This is a genomic window from Kamptonema formosum PCC 6407, assembly GCF_000332155.1.
Taxonomy (GTDB): domain Bacteria; phylum Cyanobacteriota; class Cyanobacteriia; order Cyanobacteriales; family Microcoleaceae; genus Kamptonema; species Kamptonema formosum.
The window spans coordinates 1083265-1107809 of the sequence record NZ_KB235904.1; the positions used below are offsets into that span (position 1 = coordinate 1083265).

At 42.5% G+C, this 24545-nt stretch carries 20 protein-coding genes and 1 pseudogene; 13 read left to right on the forward strand and 8 right to left on the reverse strand.

Annotated elements, in window-relative coordinates; translation table 11 throughout:
* Positions 1-17 precede the first annotated feature (17 nt).
* Together OSCIL6407_RS32850 and OSCIL6407_RS0121665 are read left to right on the forward strand one after the other, a co-directional pair.
* Positions 18-1124, forward strand: coding sequence for a transposase (locus OSCIL6407_RS32850; protein ID WP_019486784.1), 1107 nt, complete (start codon positions 18-20; stop codon positions 1122-1124).
* Positions 1125-1300: 176 nt separating this feature from the next.
* Positions 1301-1840 carry a hypothetical protein gene (locus tag OSCIL6407_RS0121665; RefSeq protein ID WP_019487656.1) on the forward strand — a complete coding sequence of 180 codons (540 nt, stop codon included), beginning with the start codon at positions 1301-1303 and terminating at the stop codon, positions 1838-1840.
* Between the two features lie 121 nt (positions 1841-1961).
* Here the strand turns inward: OSCIL6407_RS0121665 and OSCIL6407_RS0121670 are convergent, their stop codons facing one another.
* A complete protein-coding gene (locus OSCIL6407_RS0121670) occupies positions 1962-3248 on the reverse strand; it encodes a Glu/Leu/Phe/Val family dehydrogenase (protein ID WP_007354931.1) in 1287 nt (428 codons plus the stop codon).
* Between the two features lie 531 nt (positions 3249-3779).
* On the opposite strand from OSCIL6407_RS0121670, the gene OSCIL6407_RS0121675 reads away from it, so the two are divergent.
* Positions 3780-4064 (forward strand): DUF3493 domain-containing protein, encoded by a 285-nt coding sequence (locus OSCIL6407_RS0121675; RefSeq protein WP_026103813.1) that lies wholly within the window; start codon positions 3780-3782, stop codon positions 4062-4064.
* A gap of 285 nt (positions 4065-4349) precedes the next feature.
* Here the strand turns inward: OSCIL6407_RS0121675 and OSCIL6407_RS0121680 are convergent, their stop codons facing one another.
* Positions 4350-5375, reverse strand: coding sequence for a DUF1565 domain-containing protein (locus OSCIL6407_RS0121680; protein WP_007354998.1), 1026 nt, complete (start codon positions 5373-5375; stop codon positions 4350-4352).
* 155 nt (positions 5376-5530) lie between these two features.
* Here OSCIL6407_RS0121680 and OSCIL6407_RS0121685 point away from each other — a divergent pair, with 155 nt between their 5' ends.
* Together OSCIL6407_RS0121685 and OSCIL6407_RS0121690 are read left to right on the forward strand one after the other, a co-directional pair.
* Complete coding sequence (locus tag OSCIL6407_RS0121685; protein ID WP_007354997.1) at positions 5531-6106, forward strand: alpha/beta hydrolase; 576 nt, start codon at positions 5531-5533, stop codon at positions 6104-6106.
* Between the two features lie 362 nt (positions 6107-6468).
* Positions 6469-7383, forward strand: coding sequence for a YihY/virulence factor BrkB family protein (locus OSCIL6407_RS0121690; RefSeq protein WP_007354996.1), 915 nt, complete (start codon positions 6469-6471; stop codon positions 7381-7383).
* A gap of 9 nt (positions 7384-7392) precedes the next feature.
* Here OSCIL6407_RS0121690 and OSCIL6407_RS0121695 read toward each other — a convergent pair whose 3' ends face one another.
* Together OSCIL6407_RS0121695 and OSCIL6407_RS37885 are read right to left on the reverse strand one after the other, a co-directional pair.
* A complete protein-coding gene (locus OSCIL6407_RS0121695; RefSeq protein WP_007354995.1) occupies positions 7393-7740 on the reverse strand; it encodes a VOC family protein in 348 nt (115 codons plus the stop codon).
* A gap of 178 nt (positions 7741-7918) precedes the next feature.
* A pseudogene (locus OSCIL6407_RS37885) lies at positions 7919-8134 on the reverse strand (sensor histidine kinase); the annotation flags it as partial.
* A gap of 99 nt (positions 8135-8233) precedes the next feature.
* On the opposite strand from OSCIL6407_RS37885, the gene OSCIL6407_RS0121705 reads away from it, so the two are divergent.
* The gene (locus tag OSCIL6407_RS0121705) at positions 8234-8881 is read left to right on the forward strand and encodes an ISAs1 family transposase (RefSeq protein ID WP_007354993.1); all 648 of its coding nucleotides are present in this window, start codon (positions 8234-8236) and stop codon (positions 8879-8881) included.
* 562 nt (positions 8882-9443) lie between these two features.
* Positions 9444-10607 (forward strand): GuaB3 family IMP dehydrogenase-related protein, encoded by a 1164-nt coding sequence (locus OSCIL6407_RS0121710; protein ID WP_007354992.1) that lies wholly within the window; start codon positions 9444-9446, stop codon positions 10605-10607.
* Positions 10608-11164: 557 nt separating this feature from the next.
* Here OSCIL6407_RS0121710 and OSCIL6407_RS0121715 read toward each other — a convergent pair.
* The gene (locus OSCIL6407_RS0121715) at positions 11165-11437 is read right to left on the reverse strand and encodes a hypothetical protein (RefSeq protein WP_019487657.1); all 273 of its coding nucleotides are present in this window, start codon (positions 11435-11437) and stop codon (positions 11165-11167) included.
* On the reverse strand, positions 11413-11826 hold the full coding sequence (locus tag OSCIL6407_RS0121720) for a hypothetical protein (RefSeq protein ID WP_007353261.1): 414 nt from the start codon (positions 11824-11826) through the stop codon (positions 11413-11415). The genes OSCIL6407_RS0121715 and OSCIL6407_RS0121720 overlap by 25 nt, the downstream gene beginning before the upstream one ends.
* A gap of 253 nt (positions 11827-12079) precedes the next feature.
* On the opposite strand from OSCIL6407_RS0121720, the gene OSCIL6407_RS0121725 reads away from it, so the two are divergent.
* On the forward strand, positions 12080-12706 hold the full coding sequence (locus OSCIL6407_RS0121725; RefSeq protein WP_007353262.1) for a 4Fe-4S single cluster domain-containing protein: 627 nt from the start codon (positions 12080-12082) through the stop codon (positions 12704-12706).
* Positions 12707-12857: 151 nt separating this feature from the next.
* Here OSCIL6407_RS0121725 and OSCIL6407_RS31085 read toward each other — a convergent pair whose 3' ends face one another.
* Together OSCIL6407_RS31085 and OSCIL6407_RS0121735 are read right to left on the reverse strand one after the other, a co-directional pair.
* The gene (locus OSCIL6407_RS31085; RefSeq protein ID WP_019487658.1) at positions 12858-13340 is read right to left on the reverse strand and encodes an IS630 family transposase; all 483 of its coding nucleotides are present in this window, start codon (positions 13338-13340) and stop codon (positions 12858-12860) included.
* Positions 13341-13365: 25 nt separating this feature from the next.
* Positions 13366-13857, reverse strand: a complete 492-nt coding sequence (locus OSCIL6407_RS0121735) for a helix-turn-helix domain-containing protein (protein ID WP_019487659.1) — start codon at positions 13855-13857, stop codon at positions 13366-13368.
* Between the two features lie 382 nt (positions 13858-14239).
* On the opposite strand from OSCIL6407_RS0121735, the gene pflB reads away from it, so the two are divergent.
* The 5 genes from pflB to OSCIL6407_RS0121760 all read left to right on the forward strand — a co-directional run bounded on the left by pflB (position 14240) and on the right by OSCIL6407_RS0121760 (position 24395).
* On the forward strand, positions 14240-16468 hold the full coding sequence (gene pflB, locus OSCIL6407_RS0121740; RefSeq protein ID WP_007357772.1) for a formate C-acetyltransferase: 2229 nt from the start codon (positions 14240-14242) through the stop codon (positions 16466-16468).
* Between the two features lie 813 nt (positions 16469-17281).
* Complete coding sequence (gene pflA / locus OSCIL6407_RS0121745; RefSeq protein ID WP_007357775.1) at positions 17282-18025, forward strand: pyruvate formate-lyase-activating protein; 744 nt, start codon at positions 17282-17284, stop codon at positions 18023-18025.
* Positions 18026-18050: 25 nt separating this feature from the next.
* On the forward strand, positions 18051-20762 hold the full coding sequence (gene adhE / locus OSCIL6407_RS0121750; RefSeq protein WP_007357776.1) for a bifunctional acetaldehyde-CoA/alcohol dehydrogenase: 2712 nt from the start codon (positions 18051-18053) through the stop codon (positions 20760-20762).
* A gap of 48 nt (positions 20763-20810) precedes the next feature.
* Positions 20811-21233: a hypothetical protein gene (locus OSCIL6407_RS0121755; protein WP_148288911.1), complete on the forward strand. Its 423-nt coding sequence runs from the start codon at positions 20811-20813 to the stop codon at positions 21231-21233.
* Between the two features lie 348 nt (positions 21234-21581).
* Positions 21582-24395 carry a bifunctional acetate--CoA ligase family protein/GNAT family N-acetyltransferase gene (locus tag OSCIL6407_RS0121760; RefSeq protein ID WP_019487661.1) on the forward strand — a complete coding sequence of 938 codons (2814 nt, stop codon included), beginning with the start codon at positions 21582-21584 and terminating at the stop codon, positions 24393-24395.
* The last annotated feature ends 150 nt before the right edge of the window (positions 24396-24545 follow it).

Below are 24545 nucleotides of genomic sequence, written 5' to 3' on the forward strand. Positions count from 1 at the left end.
AATGGGAGACACAGACTATGATACAGCCCAAAATTCCACAACCTACCATTAGTTTCATCGATCAATATTGTGAGAGTTATCAAAAAATATTTCCAGAAGTTAGAAGCTATGAAGCCTTTAAGCAAATTATTATGGGGATTTTGACACCAAGCAAGAGAAAAAGTTTAGTAACACTCTCTAAAATAATTGGATTAAAAAATAGTCAATCATTGCATAACTTTTTAACACAATCTCCCTGGAAATCGGAAGAATTAAGAACCCAGAGACTAAAAATTATCTTTAACTGGTTAAAAGAAGAAGCAATTGACATTATTATAGATGAGACCGGAGATCCAAAAAAAGGAAATAAAACTGAATATGTAGCTAGACAATATTTAGGAAGGCTAGGAAAAGTAGACAATGGGATTGTAAGTGTCAATATTTATGGAGTTAGAAGAAGTAATCATGGAGTCTGGATGCCAGAGGGGGAGGAAGTTAAACAGACTTCTTGGCAAGAATTTGACCGAATATTAAGTAAAGGTCAACAACAAAAAAGATATGTGTGTGAGATAATATTTGGTCACAGGAATAAATATACTTATTGGTATCTAACAACTGATCCCGAAACATTACCAGTCAATAGTACATCTTATGTAATGACTAATATTGACAAAATTAAATATCAAGATGTAGGCAATATTTATGGAGAAAGAACTTGGATTGAATATGGATTTAGACAAAGCAAATCTGAATTAGGTTGGTCGGACTTTCATGTAACCAAATACAATGATATTGCTAAATGGTGGGAATCTATTTGTTGTGCTTTTCTATTGGTTAGTATGAGGGCTATTTCAACTCAGTCTTCGGAATTATCTAACTTATCAAGTTGTCAATCTGAACTAAATAGTTATCTAGCTGAACATCCAGACTGGGATTTCAATCAAGGCTGGAAATCAATGCTAAATAATATGCAATTACTATTATTGCCACTATTAGCCCTCAAATTAGTAAAACCTTGGTTGAAGGTTTTTGAATCTCCTCTATTAGTTAGTAGTTTTAATACTTTAATTAGTCTGGTTAATCTCTGTGCTAATGCTTTAACAGGGACTAAATTAAATGCTTTTCACCAATTTTCTTCTGCCTAGAGTGACAAACTAGGGATACCTATAAAGGTTGGACTTGCCAGTATGTAGATTCGCCAAAACCACTCAAAGTCTTTCAGTCAACTAAAGAGTGGATTATTGTTAGCCCCGATGCAGAAATTTTTGAAATCAATAATCTCAGGCAGTTTTGCAAAAATCACGGTTTGAATGACAGTGCAATGATTCAAATTGCCAAAGGGAAGTTAAATAATTATAAAGGGTGGCTATGTGGTTATTCAGACTCGTCAATGCCAATAAAAACTCTCACGCAGCCGAAAGAATGGCTGATTATTACACCGGATGGCGAAAAATTACCTGTCAGTAATCTCAACAGTTTTTGTAAAACACACAAATTAGACTCAGGCTGTATGGTTAAAGTTGCTCAAGGAAAGTTTAAGCAACATAAAGGTTATCGTTGTTACCGCACCGATCGTCCTATTCCTACCTTAATTTCAGAAAAATTTAGTAAATCAGATCCACTGGTTATAGAAAAACCAGAAAAAATTAAGAAAAAGGTCATGCCTATAAGTCAAGGTGAGAAACTGCGTCAAATAAAATCCAATAGTTGGGTTGTGATTAATCCAGATGGTAAAGAACAGAAAATTATGAACCTCGCCAAATTTTGTAGAGAACATGGCTTAGATCAAGGCCACATGAGTAAAATAGCTCAAGGTAAAGGCCAATCTCACAAGGGTTGGAGTTGTCGTAAAAGTGACTAGAAAAATTAAAGCAGGACTTACGCAAAAAAACCGGGTTTCTAGGAAAAATCTAAGATTCTCAACGAGATATCTACAAAGAAACCCGGTTTCTACCTCGACGTGCATCAGTCCTGCTTAACGCTCAACCATTGACATAATAATCTCTAGTTCCTTTAGCATTCATCGCCTCTCCCAAGCGATTTAATCCATGTACATAAGCAGCAGTCCGCATCGAAATTGACAACTCCTGAGCAATTTTCCAAATTACCTCAGTTTCCTCAATCATTTTCAACTTTAACCGCTGATTTACTTCCTCCAATGTCCAATAAAGTCCGCTGCGATTTTGTACCCATTCAAAATAACTCACTGTCACTCCACCAGCATTCACTAAAATATCTGGGATGACTTTAACTCCCTTAGTTGCTAAAATGTTATCAGCAGCAGAAGTCGTAGGCCCATTAGCCACTTCAAAGATAAACTTAGCCTTAATATTATGCACATTCGCCTCGGTAATCTGATTTTCCAAGGCTGCTGGAACTAGCACATCAACATCTAAAGCTAAAAGTTCTTCATTCGTCAAAACTTCATGTTCGACAATGTTACAAACCGAACCTTCGCAATAAACTGCTTTGATACTGCGGTTAGATTCTTTGAATTGTCGAATACTAGGAATATCTAGCCCTTTTTTGGCATAAATTCCCCCTTGGGAATCGCTAACAGCAACTACTTTATAGCCAGCTTTCGAGAGTAATTCGGCGATTTCTGCACCGGCATTACCAAAACCTTGCACCGCCACAGTTGTATTTTGTGGTACTAAATCAAATTTAGGTAATAAGGTTTCAATTACAAAAAAAGCTCCCATTGCTGTCGCCGTATCTCGACCCAAACTACCGCCAATGGTGACAGGTTTACCAGTAACAACTGCTGGACAAAGTTTGCGGTTAATGATATTATATTGGTCGGCCATCCAACCCATAATCATCGGATTGGTGTAAACATCGGGTGCGGGAATATCGACATCGGGGCCGATAAAATCTGCGATCGCATCTATATAACCCCGACTTAATCGTTCTAATTCCATCTTTGATAATTCTTTGGGATTTAGGGTAATCCCTCCCTTAGCACCTCCAAAAGGTAGGTTTAAAACTGCACATTTAAAAGTCATCCAAAAGGCTAAAGATTGCACTTCATCCAGAGAAACTTTCGGATGATAACGTATTCCCCCTTTGGTCGGGCCTCTGGTGTCATCGTAGCGAACGCGGTAGCCTTGGAAAATTCGCAAGGAACCGTTATCCATTCGCACTGGAATTGATACGATTAAAGTAGATTTAGGATATTTGAGGCGTTCAGTTGTATCTTCTGAAAGCGAAACATATTTCAAGGCCTGCTCTAATCTGCGGCTGGCATCAGCAAATAATGAATCTGACATAAGAAGGAAGAAGGAAGAAGGAAGAAGAGAGAGAGAGAGAGAGAGAGAGAGAGAAGAAGGAAGAAGGAAGAAGGAAGAGGGAAGAAGGCTAATTGTTAATAGCTAACTACTAAAAAGCCACAAGTTAGATGGTAATTTAAACAATAGGTTTAATTAAAATCCGTCTACTTAATATTTTCCCCCCTTTTATTTAATTAAAACACAAGCTCGACCTGATTTAGCGATTTTCCTGCCAAGTTATGTCAATTTTTGTATATAATTTGCAACCTTAGTTGCTACTCTATGGTGACAAAATTTCAAAAGCGATCGCCTCCATTTTCCATTTAATTGACTTACCAAAAGAGCGATCCCCACATCTGCTACACCCATTCAGAATGCGGGTAGAATGTAAAGTTTTATTAAATCCCTATAAAAATTACAAATACATTAATAGAACTAGCGTAACCATTTATCGACTAAATTATAAGTTGTGGAAAAATGCCCACCTTTTTACATCGTGGGTTCTCAATCATCTATTACCTCTGCGAACAAATGCCAGACGATCGCTCGAAAACTCCCCGTCAAATCAGTCCAGAACAATATCAGCGCTTAAAAGCAGAGATGGTGGCTCCCTACCGAACTCTACGACAGTTTGTGTACGTCGCTTGCGGCGCTTCTGGTTTCATCGGTGGCCTGGTTTTTCTGGGTCAGCTCATGGTCGGTCGCGAAGTTGGCTCAGCGATCCCCAATTTTGCTCTGCAAGTCGGAGTTGTGGCTCTGATGGTGTGGCTGTTCCGCCTAGAGCAGCGATCGCGCCGCTCCTCCAAGTCAAAGTAACGAAACGCTACAAATCGTGACACAGCGACATCTGAAGCAATGAAAGTTCAGAATATAAAGAAATTATTACGAAAATCTTGATCCCTGACAAGTTTATGTCAATATCAGTATAGTTAAATTAGAGCTACCCAATTTAAAGGCTCTAACCATAAATCCCTTTTAATCGGTTCAATTGGGGTCAGCTTTCATAAAGACCCTAAAAATAACATCATAATATTAAGCTGAGCGCCAGCCTCCACCTATAGGAAGACTGGCGCTCATTAATTTAAGTGAGTTCTGCAACTTCTATCGGCTGGCCGTCAGGTCGATCGGGCCCGAAGTCCGAGTTTTGGTGAGTTGATTGCCGATCGCGAAAATGGTATTAGTACGAGTGGCATTGTAGAGGTCGTAACGCCGATTACCTCGGATGATATTTTTGCCAGGACTACCTGCGGTACCCAAGTCAGGTTGAGATTTAGCGATCGCCACCACCCCATCCCGCACATTATTTTCAATCAAATTACTACGGAGCATTGGCCGCGCCGAGTGAGAAATTAGTATGCCATCCCGATTTTCAATAATCCGATTTTCTGCAACCAAAGGCGATGCAGAGTCATTAATAGCAATCCCAAATCCTGTATTTTGAAATAAATTTCCTCGGATTTCACCTTGAGAAGACCGCACCGCAGAAATCCCATTACCATTATTCTGAGTAAAGACATTATTGCTAATTTTAGGACTGCTGCTACCCGTAATAAAAATACCTTCACGTTGGCTATTAAAAAAGGTAGAATTAGCAACAACCGGACTGCCAGATTCAACCCATAGACCCGTACCGCGAGTATTCGGATTAGTAACGGTGACACCGCTAATTTGGCTGCCATTTTCAGCTCTAATTGCCACATTTTGTCTAGCAAAACTCGGACTAATAAAGTTAGCGCCGCCAATAATTCGTACCGACTTACCTTTATTAACTTCGTCGCCGCGCAGAATTACATTAGGTTTGATTATTAGCGGGAAACTTTCCCCCGTTTGGGCGCTATAGTTACCCGGAGCTAGTTGAATTAAAGTGTTAGAATTGCTTTGCTGAAGAGCATAAGTGATGGTACGGTAGGGCACGGCTGGATTACCAGCATTAGCGCGATCGCTTCCCCTGGCTGGATCGACATAAATTGTTCTCACCTGTGGCGTTCTTTGGGGAGAATTTGCCCAAGTCGGGAGTGCTGTAGCACCCAAGGAGCCAACTAGCAAAGCAACAGCGGCGGCCGCAGACTGCTGGCTAAAATGGTTGAGGATGGTAAAGGGATTAAAGCGAGAATGCTGATTGCTCATGATGGTAATTCCTGATTTATGATTTTGGGTTTGCGGGGGACATTATTTATTGACTACATAAGCCCAAATCTTAAATCTGGTTAAAATTACAGAATGCTAATGAATCAACTGCTAATTGGCTATAGTTAAAGTAACAAGAGATTTGAGGATTAACTATGCACTTAAAAAAATTGGCACATATATGCACATTATTTTTAGCAGTAGGTGTAGGAATTGCCTTCTACAGCAATCCTGCGGTCGCTGCTGAAAAAGTGGTACTCAAATACACCATTATTCAAATGACTATCCCCGTCAGCGAACTGGAGAATTTTACAAAAACTGGACAAATGTCACCTGCGTTAGAGATGCTTTTGGGGAAGGCGAATAAAAACCCAGAGACAGTGCGCCGCGCTTTGAAAAAGCCTGTCAAGGTGAATAAAGGATTTTTAGAACAAGCGCTCAATAGTCAACCTGGGAAAATGATTTTAGATGAGGTTGGTCAGGTAATTCATCCTCCTTCACAGGATGCGGATCGGGAGGCTTTGCGATCGGCTTTAGTGTTATCCGCGAGTCAGGATAATGAGATTACTGTGATGGAAATGATTAAAAATTATCCAACGGATGAGGTTCATGTTGAGGGCGATCGCTTAGTTGAGGCTTATGGAAAAATTGCATCTTTGGCAGAACAATTGAACGGTGCAACTGAGCAATTACAAGATATACTAAATAAAATCCGTTTGCCAAGATTGTAGTATTTTTTAATCCTTGGCGGTGGAACAAGGATATTTAGTAATTAATAATTGAGATTACATAGATGAGGCAGATTTTCAGATTACACAGATTAGAAGATCGTCTGTGTAATCCCTGTAATCTTTAAAATCAGTGTTCGTATTAGAAGATCGTCTGTGTAATCCGCGTAATCCTTAAAATCAGTGTTCGTAATTAGTTAAACATTACTAATCAGTATATCTATCCGACGGCAGAGGCGAAAAAAAATCTCTCCTTAGTAAAATTCAAGAAGCAAACTCTTACAGAAGTTAGGCACCATCGACTAAAAATCAATGGTTACGAATAGATTTGCATAATTCCTGTATAAATTAAGGAACTTCATCCCGTGAAATTGAAAAGAATCATATCCCTAATTAAAGAAACTTTTAAAGAATGGCAAAAAGATAAAGCCCCTACCTTAGCGGCAGCTTTAGCATTTTATACAGTGTTTTCTCTAGCACCATTGCTAATCATCGTAATTGCGATCGCAGGATTAGTCTTCGGTCAAGAGGCCGCTCAAGGTCAACTTGTAGGGCAACTTCAAAGTTTAGTGGGCAAAGACGGTGCAGAAACCATCCAGCAACTTGTAGCTAATGCTTCCCATCGCCAGTCGGGAATTATCGCCACTGTCATTGGTGTGGCTACACTTTTGTGGGGAGCAACTAACGTATTTACTAATCTGAAAGAAGCTCTTAACATGATTTGGAATGTTGAACCACCACCGGGACGCGGGTGGCTAGGTTTTCTGCAAGACCGGGTATTATCTTTTGCAATGATTCTCAGTATTGGCTTTTTACTCCTAGTTTCTTTAGTAATCAGCGCAGTATTAACAGCAATAAATCAGTGGTTAAATGGGTTACTGCATATCCCCAGTGGTCTTTGGCAACTGATTGATTTTGGTATCTCTTTTAGCGTGGTGACAGTGCTTTTTGCCTTGATTTATAAATTTTTACCTGATGTTAAACTGGTTTGGAATGATGTTTGGGTGGGAGCCGCGATCACCTCAGTCCTATTTACCATCGGTAAGTCATTAATTGGAATATATTTGGGTAGCAGCGGCATCGGATCGACCTATGGTGCTGCTGGATCGTTTGTAATACTTTTGCTTTGGATTAATTACTCGGCCCAAATTCTATTTTTAGGCGCAGAATTTACCCAGGTTTGGACTAACAGATACGGCTCCCGAATGTTAGCAAGGCGAAAAGCTAAGCTAGAAAGCAGCGACCAACCGTCAATGTCTCAGTCTGGGGGTCATTTTTAATATCTAAAATTAAGCCGGTTCGTAGAGGTACTCAAAGCCGTTACCGTCTGGATCGCGTGCGTAGAAGGAGGCTGTACCGTCGCGGTGCTCGTGGATGTGGGTGGCGGGGATGCCGTCAGCTTTGAGTTGGTTGTAGGCGGCTTCCATTTCCGCGCGATCGCGAAAAACAAACCCAAAATGCGGCCCTGCTTGGTTGTAACTAGGACTCAATAAGGCCAGTCCATCATCGCCAGCTTTCAGGTAGGCCCAGTCTGCATCTTTCCAGGCTAATTCCATTCCTAAGTTTTGGTAGAACTCGGCTGCTTTGTCAATATCTTTGACACAAATGGCGACGTGGCCTAATCGTTTCAGTTTCATCTTGAGTAAGGTTTATTGTTGTTAGGCAAACTAATATAGCTAGGGGCTAGGGGAAGAAGGGAATAGTAAGCAGGCTTTAGCAATGAACAGTAGGAATTACTTCTGTTTCAGTGGCTTCACGCTCTATCAATCTTGATTGAGCAGGAGGATGTAATCTAACCATCATAGCATAATTGCTCTAATTTTTCAAAGGTAGTGATATTACAAATTCAGTACCCACACCCAGAGTCGAACTACACATCAATTGGCCTCCATGTTTTTCTACCACAATTTGACGCGCGATCGCCAAACCCAATCCCGTGCCTTTGCCCACATCTTTAGTCGTAAATAAATGGTCAAAAATCTTCGGTTTCACCTCATCGCTAATACCCCGACCATTATCGCGAATCCGAATCACTACCGATTGCAGGGTAAACGCATCTTAATTTCAACCTAAAATATGATAAGATGAAGTATTTGGCTAAATCAAGTGTGTAATTCATAGGTACGATCGATGGCGAAAGGGTTTACTTCAACATTAACTTTCCAAGAAAAAACAATAGGTCTATCGAATCCGACCGACTTATTGAACGTTAGTTTTTTAAACCATTTTGAGGCATTGACCGATCCAAGAATAGAAAGAAGTAAAGAGAATTTACTAATAGATATTGTAGCCATTGCCATTCTAGCTGTCATCAGCGGTGCGGATGGATGGGTAGCAATAGAACTCTATGGAAAAGCTAAAATAGAAAAGTTTGTTGGCAGAGAGCATAGCTATTATCAACAAATAGAAGCAGGGCATCATCGAGTTGAAAAAAGACAAATTTGGACAGTGGCAGTCTCAGAGTTGCCACCTCTTTATAATCAATCATTATGGACTGGATTAAAAACAATTGTGATGGTCGTAAGTGAAAGACGTTTGTGGAATAAAACTACCACAGAAGTTCGGTTTTATTTAAGTAGTTTAGCCAGTAATGCCGAGAAGATTTCTCAAGCAATTCGCAGTCATTGGGGTATTGAAAATAGCTTACATTGGACATTAGATGTTACTTTTTCTGAAGACAAGAGCCGCATTCGTAAAGATCATTCTCCTGAAAATTTTGCTTTTCTACGTCGTTTAGCTGTCAATTTACTGAAACAGGAAAACGGATTCCCGATCTAAATTGATTCAGCTTTAAGAATTCAGAAGTTCTTAAAGCTCGATTTTAACTGGGTTAATTGCATCAGATTTAAGAGTTTTAAGAATGCTTCTCTCAGAGAATAGTTATGCACAAATATGATTTTATGTCAACTTAATTTAGATGCGTTTACCCTGCTGCCTGAATATAGTTCTTCTGTAACCTCATAACCAGACAGATTTGCGATCGTATCCATAACCTAGTTTCCTCTCTTAAAGAATAGTTAAAATAGTTGTTGCGTTATTAATTATAATGCAAACACCTAAGCCTAAGATGGTTGTCGGAGATCGTCTCGCCTAGAAGTTATAGAACTATATTTAGTATTCAATCTATGATTTAGTATTCAATCCGGCGCGATCGCCAACTTGGTACTCACTCCATCGACCGAAATTTATAGCGATCGCACCCCGATCTGTTTCTAAACTGACAATAAGCGCCAAGGCTTAGCCAGCCGCAGACATCGCCTCCCCCACCTCCCCCCAAACCGCAAAACCCCCGCAATAATTTGATACCCTAAACTAATAGTCTTGGGAACGGTACAGAAGAGTGGAAATATCAATAGGGCGCGGCAAAACAGCTCGCAGAGCTTACGGCATTGACGAAATCGCGCTAGTCCCCGGACAGCGCACCCTCGATCCAATTTTGGCAGACACCCACTGGCAGATCGGAGGCATCGATCGCGAAATCCCCATCATCGCCAGTGCAATGGACGGAGTAGTAGATGTCCGCATGGCCGTACTCCTATCTCAGCAGGGAGCGCTAGGCGTACTCAACCTAGAAGGCATCCAAACCCGCTATGCCGATCCCCAGCCAATATTAGAGCGCATCGCCTCCGTCGGCAAAGATGAATTTGTCGGCTTGATGCAGGAACTCTACACCGAACCGATCAAGCCAGAATTAATCCAGCAACGTATTCAAGAAATTAAATCTCAGGGAGGAATTGCCGCCGTCAGCGCTACCCCCGCAGGCGCAAGCAAATACGGCTCAGCCGTTGCCCTAGCTGGAGCCGATTTATTTTTCGTACAAGCAACAGTCGTCTCCACCGCTTACCTTTCCCCTGAATCGGTAACGCCTCTGGATCTGACTCAGTTTTGCCAACAGATGCCTATTCCAGTCATCTTAGGCAATTGCGTCACCTACGAAGTTGCCCTAAATTTGATGAAAACTGGCGCGGCTGGCATTCTCGTAGGTATTGGGCCCGGTGCAGCTTGCACATCTCGCGGTGTTTTAGGCGTTGGCGTTCCCCAAGCGACAGCAGTCGCAGACTGTGCGGCGGCGCGGGACGATTATTATCAAGAAACTGGCAAGTATGTCACTGTCATTGCTGACGGCGGCTTAATTACTGGCGGCGATATCTGTAAGTGCATCGCCTGCGGTGCCGACGGCGTAATGATTGGTTCCCCCTTTGCCAGAGCCGCAGAAGCTCCTGGTAGCGGCTATCACTGGGGAATGGCGACTCCTAGCCCTGTTTTACCTCGCGGAACTCGCATCCGTGTTGGTACAACTGGGACTTTGGAGCAAATTTTGCGCGGGCCCGCACTGCTAGATGACGGTACTCACAATTTACTCGGTGCTCTGAAAACTAGCATGGGTACGTTGGGGGCTAAGAATCTTAAGGAAATGCAGCAAGTAGAAGTGGCGATCGCTCCTTCACTACTGACTGAAGGTAAGGTCTATCAAAAAGCTCAGCAGTTAGGTATGGGTAAGTAGATTCCTGAAGTCCTACCAGCATAGCTTTAAAAGATTTTTGTAACAGCGCAAGCTCACCCCTTTTTAGAGGGGGTGGGTCAAAAAATTGTTAAGTAGTCTAGCAAATTACAAAAATCCCTGCAATTATCCAGAAGGAGATGCCACAATATAGAAAGCGGAGACCATTTAGTTTCCGTTCACTCCTCACACCACACTCCGCCCGGACTACTGTTCGGGCGGTTCCTTTTTTACAGATTTTTATAGATGAACGCGGCTATGCTAGGGAAGAGGGGCTAGGGGCTAGGGGCTAGGGAAGAGGGGGAGATGGGGGAGATGGGGGAGAGGGGGAAGATGGGGGAGATGGGGAGATGGACTAGGGGCTAGGGTAGAATTTCTAGTAATTAGTCAGGCGATCGCATCACGAATAGCAAAGAATACGGCGAACTAAAGTCTCCCCCCGGCAAATCCTTCCATCACTTCAATCCCAAAGATTGAGTCTTAATGCTGGCAAGCACAACATTTTACCTCGACAAATTGCGATCGCCAATCTTCTTACCCACATCGGTAAGTAAATCCACCTAATTAAACATAAGATCGGGATGGCTAAAAAGCTGACTGTAGAAACATTCTTCCTTCTCTCCTAGATAACTAAATTTTTCTTCCTTCTCTCCTAGATAACTAAATTTTTCTTCCTTCTCTCCTAGATAACTAAATTTTTCTTCCTTCTCTCCTAGATAACTAAATTTTTCTTCCTTCTCTCCTAGATAACTAAATTTTTCTTCCTTCTTCCTTCTTCCTTCTTCCTTCTTCCTTCTACTTACTACATCTAAGAGCAACTTCGTTTCATCCAACTGTCGCGTAGCTTTGTTGCCATTAATGGAGCCAAAGTGAGAATTACCAACCCAAAAGCCATCAAACCACCCTGCAATGGGTTGTAGTCCGCCAGAATCCGTTCCCAGGAGTAGCCTAAAATCCAGCGCCCCAAGCCAATCTCAAATGCTAGAGTTAGTATTGCCCATAGTGCGCCAACCCTTAACAATTGGGTATGCGACGCATGAAGCCACTGCACAAAGAGAGTAGCGATCGCCAAGCTCAAAATTGACCCTGTAAAGAAGGAAATTTGCCGAGCAGGAAGATTCCCGATGTAGGGTGCAAGCCATAGAGTTCGAGCCGTACCATGTAGAGTTTCGGCAAGTACGATCGCCAACCAAACCACGATAGCTTTTAGAAAGACCACCATCGCCTTCACTTAAGGTTCAACATCCAAAATAGCTCTCAAACTTGAGGAAACTGTGAAGAAGCGAGGATTTCCCACAACCCCATAGCGATCTCTCTGAGAATGGTTTAATGCGATCGCTCTCCTCACAAGTTCCTCATCTTTTTAAGATAATTTCTTAAGTAGCTCCATTTCAAAGCGCATAGAGAAATTGTGAGCAGACAACCGCTGCTAAATCACCAAGCTTGGTTCATAAATTAACTAAAGGAGTCGCAGCATGACACAAATAAAAGTCAATCCTTATCTGGAACTCATTGACATTCCTGCTGGATATCTCAACATCATGGGATATGTCGATGAGTCAGAAGTTAATGGGCCTGGATGTCGTGCTGTGATCTGGGTACAGGGATGTCTGCGGGAATGTCCCGGATGTTTTAATACTGCTTCCTGGTCGTTTGAGATGAATCAACTCATGTCAATTGACACATTAGCTCATAAAATTTTGAGTAACCCTCGTCATGAAGGCGTGACCTTCTCCGGGGGAGAACCTTTCTGGCAAGCACCAGCCTTAGCGCAACTGGCCCGTCAAGTCAAAGCGGCTGGACTAAACGTCATGTCATTTACAGGCTTTACCCTAGAGCAGCTACACTCACCCTATGCTCCCGCTGGCGTTGAAGATTTATTAGCAGAACTCGATATCTTAATTGATGGGCCCTATATAGAATCTTTGGCAGTTAATCGTCCAGATTCTCTGGTTTCTTCTAGCAATCAGCAAGTCCATGTTTTCAACCCTGAGTTGAGCGATCGCTTAACTTGGGCAAGCGACCAAGTTGAAATTCACGTTCTCAAAGATGGCAGCCGTATTATCACAGGATATCGCGGTCAGATGGATTTGTCAGAGTAAACAGGGGCTAGGGGCTAGGGGAAGAAGGGGCTCCGATGCTCCGATGCTCCGATGCTCAGGTAATACCAATTCTCCAAAGTTATGCAACAGTAGCTAGGGCTGATAAAATATAGTCCCATCCGGCTATAGATGCTATTTCTTCTGTTGAAAGTTACCCCAGAAAAGCGCAAACTTTTTCTTTAAGACCCTCTAGATTTTCATAGATTCCCCAACTTAGTTCTTGTTTTATGTGTGACCATATTCTCTCAATTGGATTCAATTCAGGACTGTATGGTGGTTGAAAAATAAGTAAAATGTTATCCGGTATTTTTAGCCTACTACTTTGATGAAACTTTCCATTATCCAATTGGATAACATTTAAATGATCGGGATATTTCTCGGCTAGCCCGTCTAAGAACATTTGAAAGCACATACCATCTAGATGAGAGAACTCTAACCAAAAACTTTCTCCTGTTTGTGGCGCAACTGCACCATATAAATAGTAGGCTTTAAAATTCCATTGAACTTTACCTATCGGTTTGACTCCCTCATCTGTAATTCTTTTCCTTTCAATTGTTTTTAAGCCAATTCTTGTTTCATCTTGACACCAATATTTCAGCCCATTTTCTGCTGGCTTAGGGGTTAGAGACTCCAACCACCAAGCGACTTCTAGTAATTTTTTAGTTTTTTTTAAACTCTATACCTGCCGCTTTGTTTTTTTTGATGCTCGAACGTCTTGGTACTTTTAATTTAGCTTTCATTCGATAGTGTAATTGCTTGTGTAATGTTTGATACTTGACTGATATTTGATATTTCTCTTCTACCCACTTACCAATTTCTTTATAACTTTTAAATTCACATGATTCCTCACTTAATTTCTCTGATAATCCAGCTATTACAGATGAAGGGATTACTCTAGGTCTACCAGTTGATTTTCCGATTTTTAGCAGTGCGGGTAGACCGCCAAAACTATATTGTTTTAACCATCTATTTACAGTTATCCTATGTACCCCTAAACGTTCTGCTACATCTGTAAGGCTGGGACTTAATCCCGCTTTTAACCAATAAAGTGCCTGAATTTTTTGTCGGTTAGTTATAGTTCGCTGCTGCGACAAAATTATTTTTAACTCCCCAACGCTTAAATCAATTCTTTCTTGGTAATTTACTTTCATGCACCACTCCTCAAAATCTCATTATTATTATAGCATACTTTTAGGGAAATGGTATTACCCTTCTTCCCCTTCTTCCCCTAGTCCCTAGCCCCTAGCCCCTAGCCCCTTCTTCCCCTTCTTCCCCTAGTCCTGAGCATCGTAGCCCCTAGCCCCTTCTTCCCCTAGCCCCTAGTCCCTAGCCCCTAGCCCCTTCTTCCCCTAGTTATCGGCGATCTTTCCTCACAGGTTCCTCAAATTCTTTTTTTACAATAGATTCGAGACGAGAAACAGGGTTCTAGTGACTAAACTATCTTCAGATGTTATACGCCACCTTGAAACCTGATGTCTTGAGACTCATGGCTTAATTCTCATCACCTACTCAAGCCAGGAGGCACATAAGAATATGTTTGAACAATGGCAAGAATTTAATTCAGGCAATTGGATGAAGGAAATAGATGTACGTGACTTCATCCAAAAGAATTATAAACCCTATGAAGGGAATGAATCGTTTCTAGCTGGTGCAACAGCAAGAACGAAAATGCTCTGGAACCAAGTAACTCTGTTAATGGCTCAAGAGCGAGAAAAAGGAATATTAGATGCAGATACGGCTGTCGTTTCTACAATTACAGCTCACAAGCCAGGGTACATCGACCAAAACTTAGAACAGATTGTCGGCTTGCAGACTGAGAAACCTTTGAAACGAGCAATTATGCCCTTTGGTGGGATTCGTGTAGTAAAAGCTGGGCTAGAAGCCTATAGTTATAAGCTCGATCCTGCTACTGAGGAAATTTTTACCAAATATCGTAAAACTCATAATGATGGTGTATTTGATGGCTACACTCGCGAAATGCGGTTAGCTCGTCACTCTGGTATCATTACCGGATTGCCCGATGCTTACGGGCGAGGACGTATTATTGGCGATTATCGTCGAGTACCGTTGTATGGATGCGATCGCCTGATTGACGATAAGAAAAATCAACTGGAATCTCTCGAAGTTGATAGCATTGATGTTGATATCATTCGGCTGCGAGAAGAGATTAACGAACAAATCAAAGCCTTGTTTGAGTTAAAGACAATGGCAGCAAGCTATAGCTTTGATATTGGTCGCCCAGCCATGAATGCGAAGGAAGCCGTGCAGTGGCTTTATTTGGGCTATCTGGGAGCAGTAAAAGAGCAAAATGGCGCTGCAATGTCGCTGGGACGAGTCTCGACTTTCCTAGATATCTACTTTGAGCGCGATCTGAAGAATAACACAACTACTGAATCGGAACTTCAGGAACTAATCGACCATTTTGTAATGAAATTGCGAATGGTTCGCTTTTTACGAACTCCTGATTATAACGATTTGTTTTCTGGAGATCCGACTTGGGTGACTGAGTGTATAGGGGGTATGGGTGAAGATGGTCGTCCCTTGGTCACAAAGACCAGTTTCCGCGTTCTTAACACGCTATTTACTCTGGGATCGGCACCTGAACCAAACTTGACGGTATTGTGGTCAGAACGATTACCGGCAGCATTTAAGCACTACTGTGCAAAAGTTTCTACAGAAACGAGTTCGATTCAATATGAAAGCGACGATCTGATGCGTCCCTATTGGGGAGATGATTACGCGATCGCTTGCTGTGTTTCCGCGATGCGAATTGGCAAACAAATGCAGTTCTTCGGCGCACGGGTTAACTTAGCAAAATGCTTGCTATATGCGATTAATGGCGGTAAAGATGAAAAATCGGGCGAACAAATTGCCCTTGCCTACGCACCCGTTACTTCCGAATATCTGAGTTATGACGAAGTAATGCAGAAGTTCGATTTGATGATGAACTGGTTAGCAAAAGCTTACATCAATACGCTGAACGTTATTCACTGTAGCCATGATAAGTATTGCTATGAGCGGTTAGAAATGGCATTGCACGATCGCGATGTTTTCCGCACGATGGCCTGTGGTATTGCTGGGTTGTCAGTTGTAGCAGATTCACTCTCGGCGATCAAATATGCCAAGGTGAAAGTCTTGCGTAACGAAAATGGATTAGCCGTTGATTATCAAATCGAAGGTGATTTTCCTAAGTACGGTAATAATGACGATCGCGTAGATTTAATTGCAGTCGAGCTCGTGAAAACCTTTATGAGCAAGCTGAAGAAGTACAAGACTTATCGCAATGCTGTTCCCACACAATCGGTACTCACCATCACTTCTAACGTGGTTTATGGTAAGAAAACGGGTAATACACCGGATGGACGGAAAGCAGGCGAACCCTTTGCACCGGGTGCAAATCCAATGCACGGACGGGATACTAAGGGTGCGATCGCATCTCTTGCCTCTGTTGCTAAATTGCCTTACGCTTACGCACAAGATGGTATCTCGAACACATTTTCGATTGTACCAGGAGCCTTGGGTAAAACAGAGGACGAGCGGTTTACAAATCTGGTGGGGATGTTAGATGGTTATTTCCACGATGGCGGACATCATATCAATGTGAATGTCTTAAATCGAGAAATGTTGTTGGATGCGATGGATCATCCTGAATTATATCCACAATTGACAATTCGAGTCTCTGGTTATGCTGTGAACTTTATTAAGTTAACTAGAGAACAGCAGTTGGATGTGATTAAGCGGACGTTCCACGATCGCTTCTAAGTCAATGGAGTTAGGTGACACTTTAGTTACTTAATTAATTGGCGGGAGATATACGGAAAGTTTCTGGGTATCATCACTAAATCAGGTGATGTATTGAGAATTTCCGTATATTCCCGTTTATGGGGATATGAAAAATTTGGTGCATAATTTAGTTTTTATGCTATTTAGGCTGTCGGTGGATCACTTCTGGAAAGACTATCTATCCGTGTCAAAGTCAAGCTGTTTTTGAAATTCTGGCAGCCGTAACTAGCGCTGCAATTAAGCCAGAATCAAGTGAGTTTATGAGTCCATTAATGTCTTACACATCAATACTCCGGACAGTTTTGGAGTAGAGACGCGATCGCCCGTCCACAAAAAAGTAAGTAAAATTTGAATCTCAAAGGCAGAAAAAAAGACACTCTTTAGGTTAAGCTTAAAAAAACTGAGCTTAACAGACTGCCTTATGAACATTAAGGACTTGATTTTAAATCATCCTAACCTCCCCTCAGTCTTGTCTTATGGTACTCTGGCTGCTTAAAAACTGTCCGGACTATTGACACATGGTGGCTCACATTAAGGCTTTGTTGTTTACCTATCTTGATTCATCAGCAGCAAATTGAGCAATCTCAAACAAGTAACAACACAATTTAACCAGGCTATCTGTAAACCCTCAAAGTTAAGCTAGCACGAAGTTATAGCCTATTCCCCGCCTACCTTATCAACGAATCATAACATTCAAACCCCCTCCCTACCACTCTCCTCACAACTTCCCCAAACTCTTTAGCGTATAATAAATTTAAAGGTTGAGGAATCCAACAAGAGGAAGCAGCAACCATGTCAGTTTCTACATCTGTTTTTGGTTACATCCACTCAATCGAAACCTGTGGAACCGTTGATGGCCCCGGTATTCGGTTTATTATCTTCACATCAGGCTGTCCCCTACGTTGTCTTTACTGTTCTAATCCAGATTGCCGATATCTAGAAAACGGTAAAAAGGTCAGCGTTGATGAACTAATAGAAGAAATTCAGAAATACAAATCTTACATGAATTCTTCTGGCGGTGGTGTTACCATTAGTGGAGGTGAGGCATTATTTCAACCTCACTTCGTCACAGAAATTTTTAAACGTTGTCGAGCATTAGGAATTCATACGGCATTAGACACCTCTGGATACTGCGAGTTGAAGGTAGCTAAGCCAGTTTTAGAATTTACCGATCTCGTTTTACTCGATATTAAATCTTTCGATCCTGCAACGTATCGGAAAATTACCAGTGTCGAGCTCGAACCAACATTAATTCTGGCAAAATATTTGAGTGAAATCAATAAACCGACTTGGATTCGGTTTGTTCTCGTGCCAGGTTTAAGTAGCGATCCCCACAACGTCGAAGGGCTAGCAGACTTTGTTGCCAGCCTAAAAAATATCGAGAAATTAGAAGTTTTACCATTTCACAAAATGGGCGAATACAAGTGGGAAAATTTGGGCTACGACTATCAACTCAAAGATACTGAATCTCCCACACCAGAGTTGATCCAACAAACGCTAGAGATTTTCAGAAGTCGTGGAATTAAGGCTGTTTAAAAGCTAACCAAATAGGAAGGTACTTATGCAATTGGTTGTCACTAATCTCCAAGAACTCGAAACACTAATTCAACAAGTAAAAGCTGCTCAAGAAAAGTATGCAACTTACTCTCAGGAACAAGTCGATACCATCTTCAAGAAAGCCGCAATAGCCGCCAATACTCAACGCATTCAGTTAGCAAAATTGGCAGTTACAGAGACAGGAATGGGTTCTATTGAAGATAAAGTGATTAAAAATCACTTCGCCTCAGAATTCATTTACAACAAATATAAACACGAGCGCACCTGTGGCTTAATTGAAGAAGATAAATCCTTTGGGATTCAAAAAATCGCGGAACCAATGGGAGTATTAGCTGGCATTGTTCCCGTCACCAATCCCACTTCAACTACTATTTTTAAAGCTTTAATTGCATTGAAAACGCGCAATGCAATTATTTTCTCTCCTCACCCACGAGCCAAGCGTAGCACAATGGAAGCCGCTAAGATTGTGCTAGAAGCCGCGATCGCAGCCGGAGCACCAGAAAACATTATCGGCTGGATTGACGAACCCACTGTCGAACTATCTCAAGCCTTAATGCAGCATCCCAATATCAAGCTGATTTTGGCAACCGGAGGGCCCGGAATGGTCAAAGCCGCCTATTCATCTGGTCATCCATCTTTAGGTGTTGGTGCAGGTAATACTCCGGCGGTAATTGATACAACGGCCGACATTCAAACCGCTGTCAGTTCGATTTTAATCAGCAAAACCTTTGACAATGGTATGATTTGTGCTTCCGAACAATCGGTGATTGTTCTTGATACCATCTACGACCAAGTGAAGCAAGAATTTATGGAGCGAGGCGCTTACTTCCTAACACCAGAAGATAAGGAAAAAGTAAGTAAAATTCTGCTGAAAGATGGTCATATCAATCCCGCAATTGTCGGGCAATCAGTGGGTGCGATCGCGCAACTTGCACAAATTGGGTTAGTCTGTTTAGAGTTCCAAAGTAAGAACCGTGCAGAAACCGAAAGCCACAATCCCGTACCCTGCACATTGCCCAAAGTTTTGATTGGAGAAGTCGAAGAAATTGGCACAAATGAACCATTCTCCTATGAAAAACTGTCTCCAATTTTAGCAATGTATCGGGCAAGTAGTTTCAAGGATGGAGTGGATAAAGCCGGACGATTAGTCGAGTTTGGCGGACAGGGACATACGGCAGTTTTGTATATCAATCCTGAAAAATTGGATGATATTAGCTACTTCAAAAACACCGTTAAAACCTCACGAGTATTGATTAATACCCCCTCCTCTCAAGGTGCGATCGGAGACCTCTACAACTTCAAACTAGACCCGTCTTTAACACTCGGTTGCGGCACTTGGGGCGGTAACAACATTTCCGAGAACGTTACTCCTCATCATTTGCTCAATGTTAAAACAGTATCAGAGCGGCGAGAAAATATGCTCTGGTTCCGAGTACCACCCAAAGTTTACTTTAAATCTGGTTGTCTTCCTGTCGCCTTGCGGGAATTAGCCGACAAAAAACGAGCATTCATCGTCACCGATAAACCACTATTCGATTTGGGATTAGTCGAAAAAATCACCACGATTTTAGATGACATGGGGGTGAAGCATGATATTTTCCACGAAGTTGAGCCCGATCCAACTCTTGCCAATGTTACAAAAGGATTGGATTTACTCAATAGCTATCAACCCGATGTAATTATTGCGATCGGTGGTGGTTCCCCAATGGATGCAGCTAAAGTAATGTGGTTGATGTACGAGCATCCAGAGGTAGAATTTGAGGGGTTAGCGATGCGATTTATGGACATCCGCAAGCGGGTTTATGAGCTACCGGCCCTCGGTAAAAAAGCGATCCTAGTGGCGATTCCTACTACCTCTGGTACGGGGTCAGAAGTGACACCTTTTGCAGTGGTGACAGACGAACAAGCCGGGATCAAATACCCACTGGCGGATTATGCACTCACACCGAATATGGCGATCGTCGATCCCGAATTAGTGTTAAGTATGCCCAAAAAACTCACCGCTTATGGTGGGATTGATGCCTTAACTCACGCCTTAGAATCTTACGTTTCCGTACTAGCTACAGAGTTTACTGAAGGCTTAGCACTAGAAGCGATCGCACTGATATTCAAGTATTTACCCCGTTCTTACCATAACGGTGCCCACAATCCAGAAGCACGGGAAAAAATACATTATGCAGCAACGATCGCAGGTATGGCCTTTGCCAACGCTTTCTTAGGCATCTGTCACTCAATGGCGCATAAATTAGGGTCTACTTTCCACGTACCGCATGGATTAGCGAATGCCTTGATGATTTCTCATGTAATTCGTTACAATGCCACAGATGTGCCCTTCAAACAAGCCATCTTTCCACAATACAAATACCCTCACGCTAAAGAGCGGTATGCTGAGATTGCGGATTATTTAAAACTGGGTGGCAATTCCCCAGATGAGAAAGTTGAAAAACTGGTGGCAGCAGTGGAACAATTAAAGCAGGAAATAGAAATTCCTGCTACGATTCGCGAAACTTTAGGCGGAGACGATCGCACATTTTACGACAAAGTTGAACTCATGGCTGAACAAGCTTTTGACGATCAATGTACAGGCGCAAATCCCCGCTATCCGCTGATTAGTGACCTGAAAGAGTTGTACCTTCTAGCTTACTTTGGTAATAGTACAAAGGTCGAGTTTTTCGATTTGGAACCTTCGGAAGTTCTGCCTACTCCAGTTGCATAGCGAAAGCTTGATATTCCCATGCCAATAACGATGGAATGGGAATATTCTATGTTTGAAAAAGACCTAACCCCAGTCCCCTTCCCTACGAGGGAATGGAGAGAAAGAAAGAAAGAAAGAAAGAGAGAAAAAAAGAAAGAAAGAGAGAAAAAAAGAAATTTCCCCCTCCCCTTGAAGGGGGAGGGGGCGGGAGGGGGAGAGGTCACAGCTAATTTTTCAGTAATAAGACTTTCCCAAGTGTCATACTTAAATCAGGTTGTAGAATGTAATCAGGTTGTAGAATGTTTCAGAGAAAGTTATAGATTAATAGAATTGGAGTTTATGCTCCTAACGGAGGTTACTAATACAGGACTTACGCACCAACCAAAGAAACCGGGTTTTTTACGAAAATACTTCGCCCTTATCCACGATTCTCTCAAAAACCCGGTTTCTAGATCCATGAGCGTAATTCCTATAATAGTTAAAGTTAGGTAATTCCCAACCAAGATATTCAGCAAGATTTCTCTCCACTAAGCTTTTACGCATTTCATTAGGAGATTCATTCATCTACATATTCCTTCCATACTCCTAACAAATTTATTCCTTTTCCCACCCAAAAAAATCATTCCTTTCCTTTATCCTTAGAGGAGAGGCTAGGGAGATGTGAGAAGTTAAGGAGAGGTTATAAGGATGTTAGAAAGTTGAGGTAACGGTTACAGATAACACAGTTTTAAATGCCTAATAGCTTATAATTTAATTAGTGATTTCAAGGTAGAAGACAGCCACAAAAATTTCTTCCTTGACCTTAGACGATACGTTTCCCTTTTGAAGAAATTTACAATCATGAAAACAACATCCCAATTAGAATCAATATCTGTCGCCCATGATTCCCAAGAGATCCTGCGCGAACGTGCATACGACATCTTGCGCTCCGAATATCGTCCATTAGACGCTATTTTTACACCCAAAAACATCGCTGTTATTGGAGCTACAGAAAGACCTGGTAGTGTAGGAAGAACCCTACTCTGGAACTTGATTAGCAATTCATTTGGTGGAACAGTTTTTCCTGTAAACCCTCAACGATCTAGTGTTTTGGGTATCAAAGCTTATCCCACAATTGCGGCAATTTCAGAACCAATAGATTTAGTCGCGATCGCGACTCCTGCACCCACAGTCCCAGGGATCGTTCGCGAATGTATTGCCGCAGGAGTTAAAGGTGCGATCGTGCTTTCGGCTGGCTTTAAAGAGGCCGGAACAGCAGGTATTGAACTAGAACACCAGCTATTAGAACAGGTGCGTCAAAGTCAAATGCGGCTGATTGGGCCCAATTGTTTAGGTGTAATGAACCCAATTACTGGACTCAATGCCACCTTTGCTAATGGCATGGCCCGTCCGGGAAAGGTCGGTTTTATCAGCCAAAGTGGGGCCTTGTGTACCGCAATTTTAGATTGGAGTCGCCGGGAAAATGTGGGTTTCAGCGCCTTTGTTTCCATCGGTTCCATGCTGGATGTAAATTGGGGAGATTTAATTGATTATCTCGGTGACGATCCCCATACTGAAAGCATTGCAATTTATATGGAATCGATCGGGGATGCCCGTTCCTTTCTATCTGCTGCCCGCGAGGTAGCATTAACTAAGCCGATTATTGTTTTAAAACCGGGTCATACGGAAGCGGCTTCTAAGGCTGCGGCTTCCCACACGGGAGCCCTAACTGGCAGCGATGCAGTTCTTGATGCTGCTTTCCGACGTTGCGGCGTATTGCGGGTAAATACGATCGCGGATTTATTTGATATGACAGAAGTGCTGGCAAAACAGCCTCGTCCTAAAGGCCCGAACCTAACCATCATTACTAATGCTGGAGGCCCTGGTGTATTGGCAACAGATGCGCTGATTGCCACCGGAGGTCAACTGACAGAATTATCGACGGAAGCGATCGCAGAACTTGATGCTATCCTACCCGTTCACTGGAGCCATCACAACCCGATCGATATCTTAGGAGATGCCGATCCCAAACGCTACGCTAAAACCCTGGAAGTTGTAGCCAACGATCCTGACAGTGATGGACTCCTAGTCATTCTCACACCCCAGGCAATGACCGATCCCACTCAAACCGCAGAACAGCTAAAACCTTACGCCAAACTCTCAGGTAAGCCCATAATTGCTAGTTGGATGGGTGGAAGCGAGGTATCAGAGGGTGAGTTATTGCTAAATCAAGCTGGGATTCCCACCTATCCCTATCCAGATGCAGCCGTGCAGGTATTTAGTTATATGTGGCGATCGAGCTACAATCTACAAGGAATCTACGAAACTCCAATTTTACCCACTGCCTTTGGAGAACATGGTTCCAGTCGCACACAGGCTGAAGAAATAATTAATGCTGCTCATCAAGAAGGGCGAACGATTCTGACTGAAGTAGAATCTAAGCAGATTCTAGCCGCTTATGGCATTCCCACTGTTGAAACTGTAATTGCGACAACTGAAGAGCAAGCCGTTGAACGCGCAAATGCGATCGGGTATCCTGTAGTTCTCAAACTGTTCTCTAAAACTATCACCCATAAAACAGATGTGGGCGGAGTACAGTTAAATTTGAATGATGAAAACGCAGTCAGACAGGCTTACCAAGCTATTTATAACGCTGTTTCTTCCCGATATTCAAACTCCTCTACCTCCTCCGATTCCGACTTCCTCGGCGTTACTGTCCAGCCGATGATTAAGCGCGAGGGATACGAACTGATTATTGGTAGTAATCTCGATCCACAGTTTGGCCCAGTATTGCTGTTTGGAACTGGCGGACAATTAGTAGAGATATTTCAAGATCGGGCGATCGCTCTACCACCTCTTAATACCACTCTGGCACGCCGGATGATGGAACAAACCGCGATTTATACAGCATTAAAAGGCGTGCGAGGACGCAAGGCTGTTGATTTAGCGGGCCTCGAACAACTGATGGTGCAGTTTAGTCAACTGGTGGTAGAACAACGTGGGATTAAAGAAATTGACATTAATCCTCTATTGGCAAGTTCAGAACAATTGCTGGCTCTCGATGCTCGGATTATCTTACACGAATCAGACATTGATGAAACCCAATTACCAAAATTAGCGATTCGTCCTTATCCCAACCAATATGTGACTCCCTGGACGATGAAGAACGGTACTTCCATTACCATTCGTCCGATTCGTCCAGAAGATGAGCCATTGATGATCCAATTCCACAAAACTCTATCTGAGCAAAGCGTTTATTTGCGCTATTTCCATTTAATCAAACTTAGTCAGCGTATTGCTCACGAACGATTGACTCGTCTCTGCTTTATTGATTACGATCGCGAAATGGCCCTCGTCGCTGATTATGAAAACCCTGAAACTGGAACTCATGAAATTTTAGCTGTTGCCCGTTTGAGTAAATTACACGGCAGGAATGAAGCTGAATTTGCGCTATTAGTAAGCGATCGCTATCAATGTCAAGGATTAGGAACAGAATTACTGCAACGATTGATCCAAGTGGGATGGGATGAAGGGATCGATCGAATTACAGCCGAAATTCTCTCAGAAAATTCCGGGATGCAGCGAGTTTGTGAAAAACTAGGATTTCAAGTTCGGCGATCGCTCATAGATCCTACTGTTGCCAAAGCAGAGATTCGAGCCTTAGATGCGGTTTGATTGCCGCAGGGGAGCGGGGGAGCGGGGGAGATGGGGGAGATGGGGGAGATAGGGGAGATGAGGAAGATGGGGGAGATAGGGGAGATGGGGGAGATGGGGGAGATGGGGGAGATGGGGGAGATGGGGGAGATGAGGAAGATGGGGAAGATG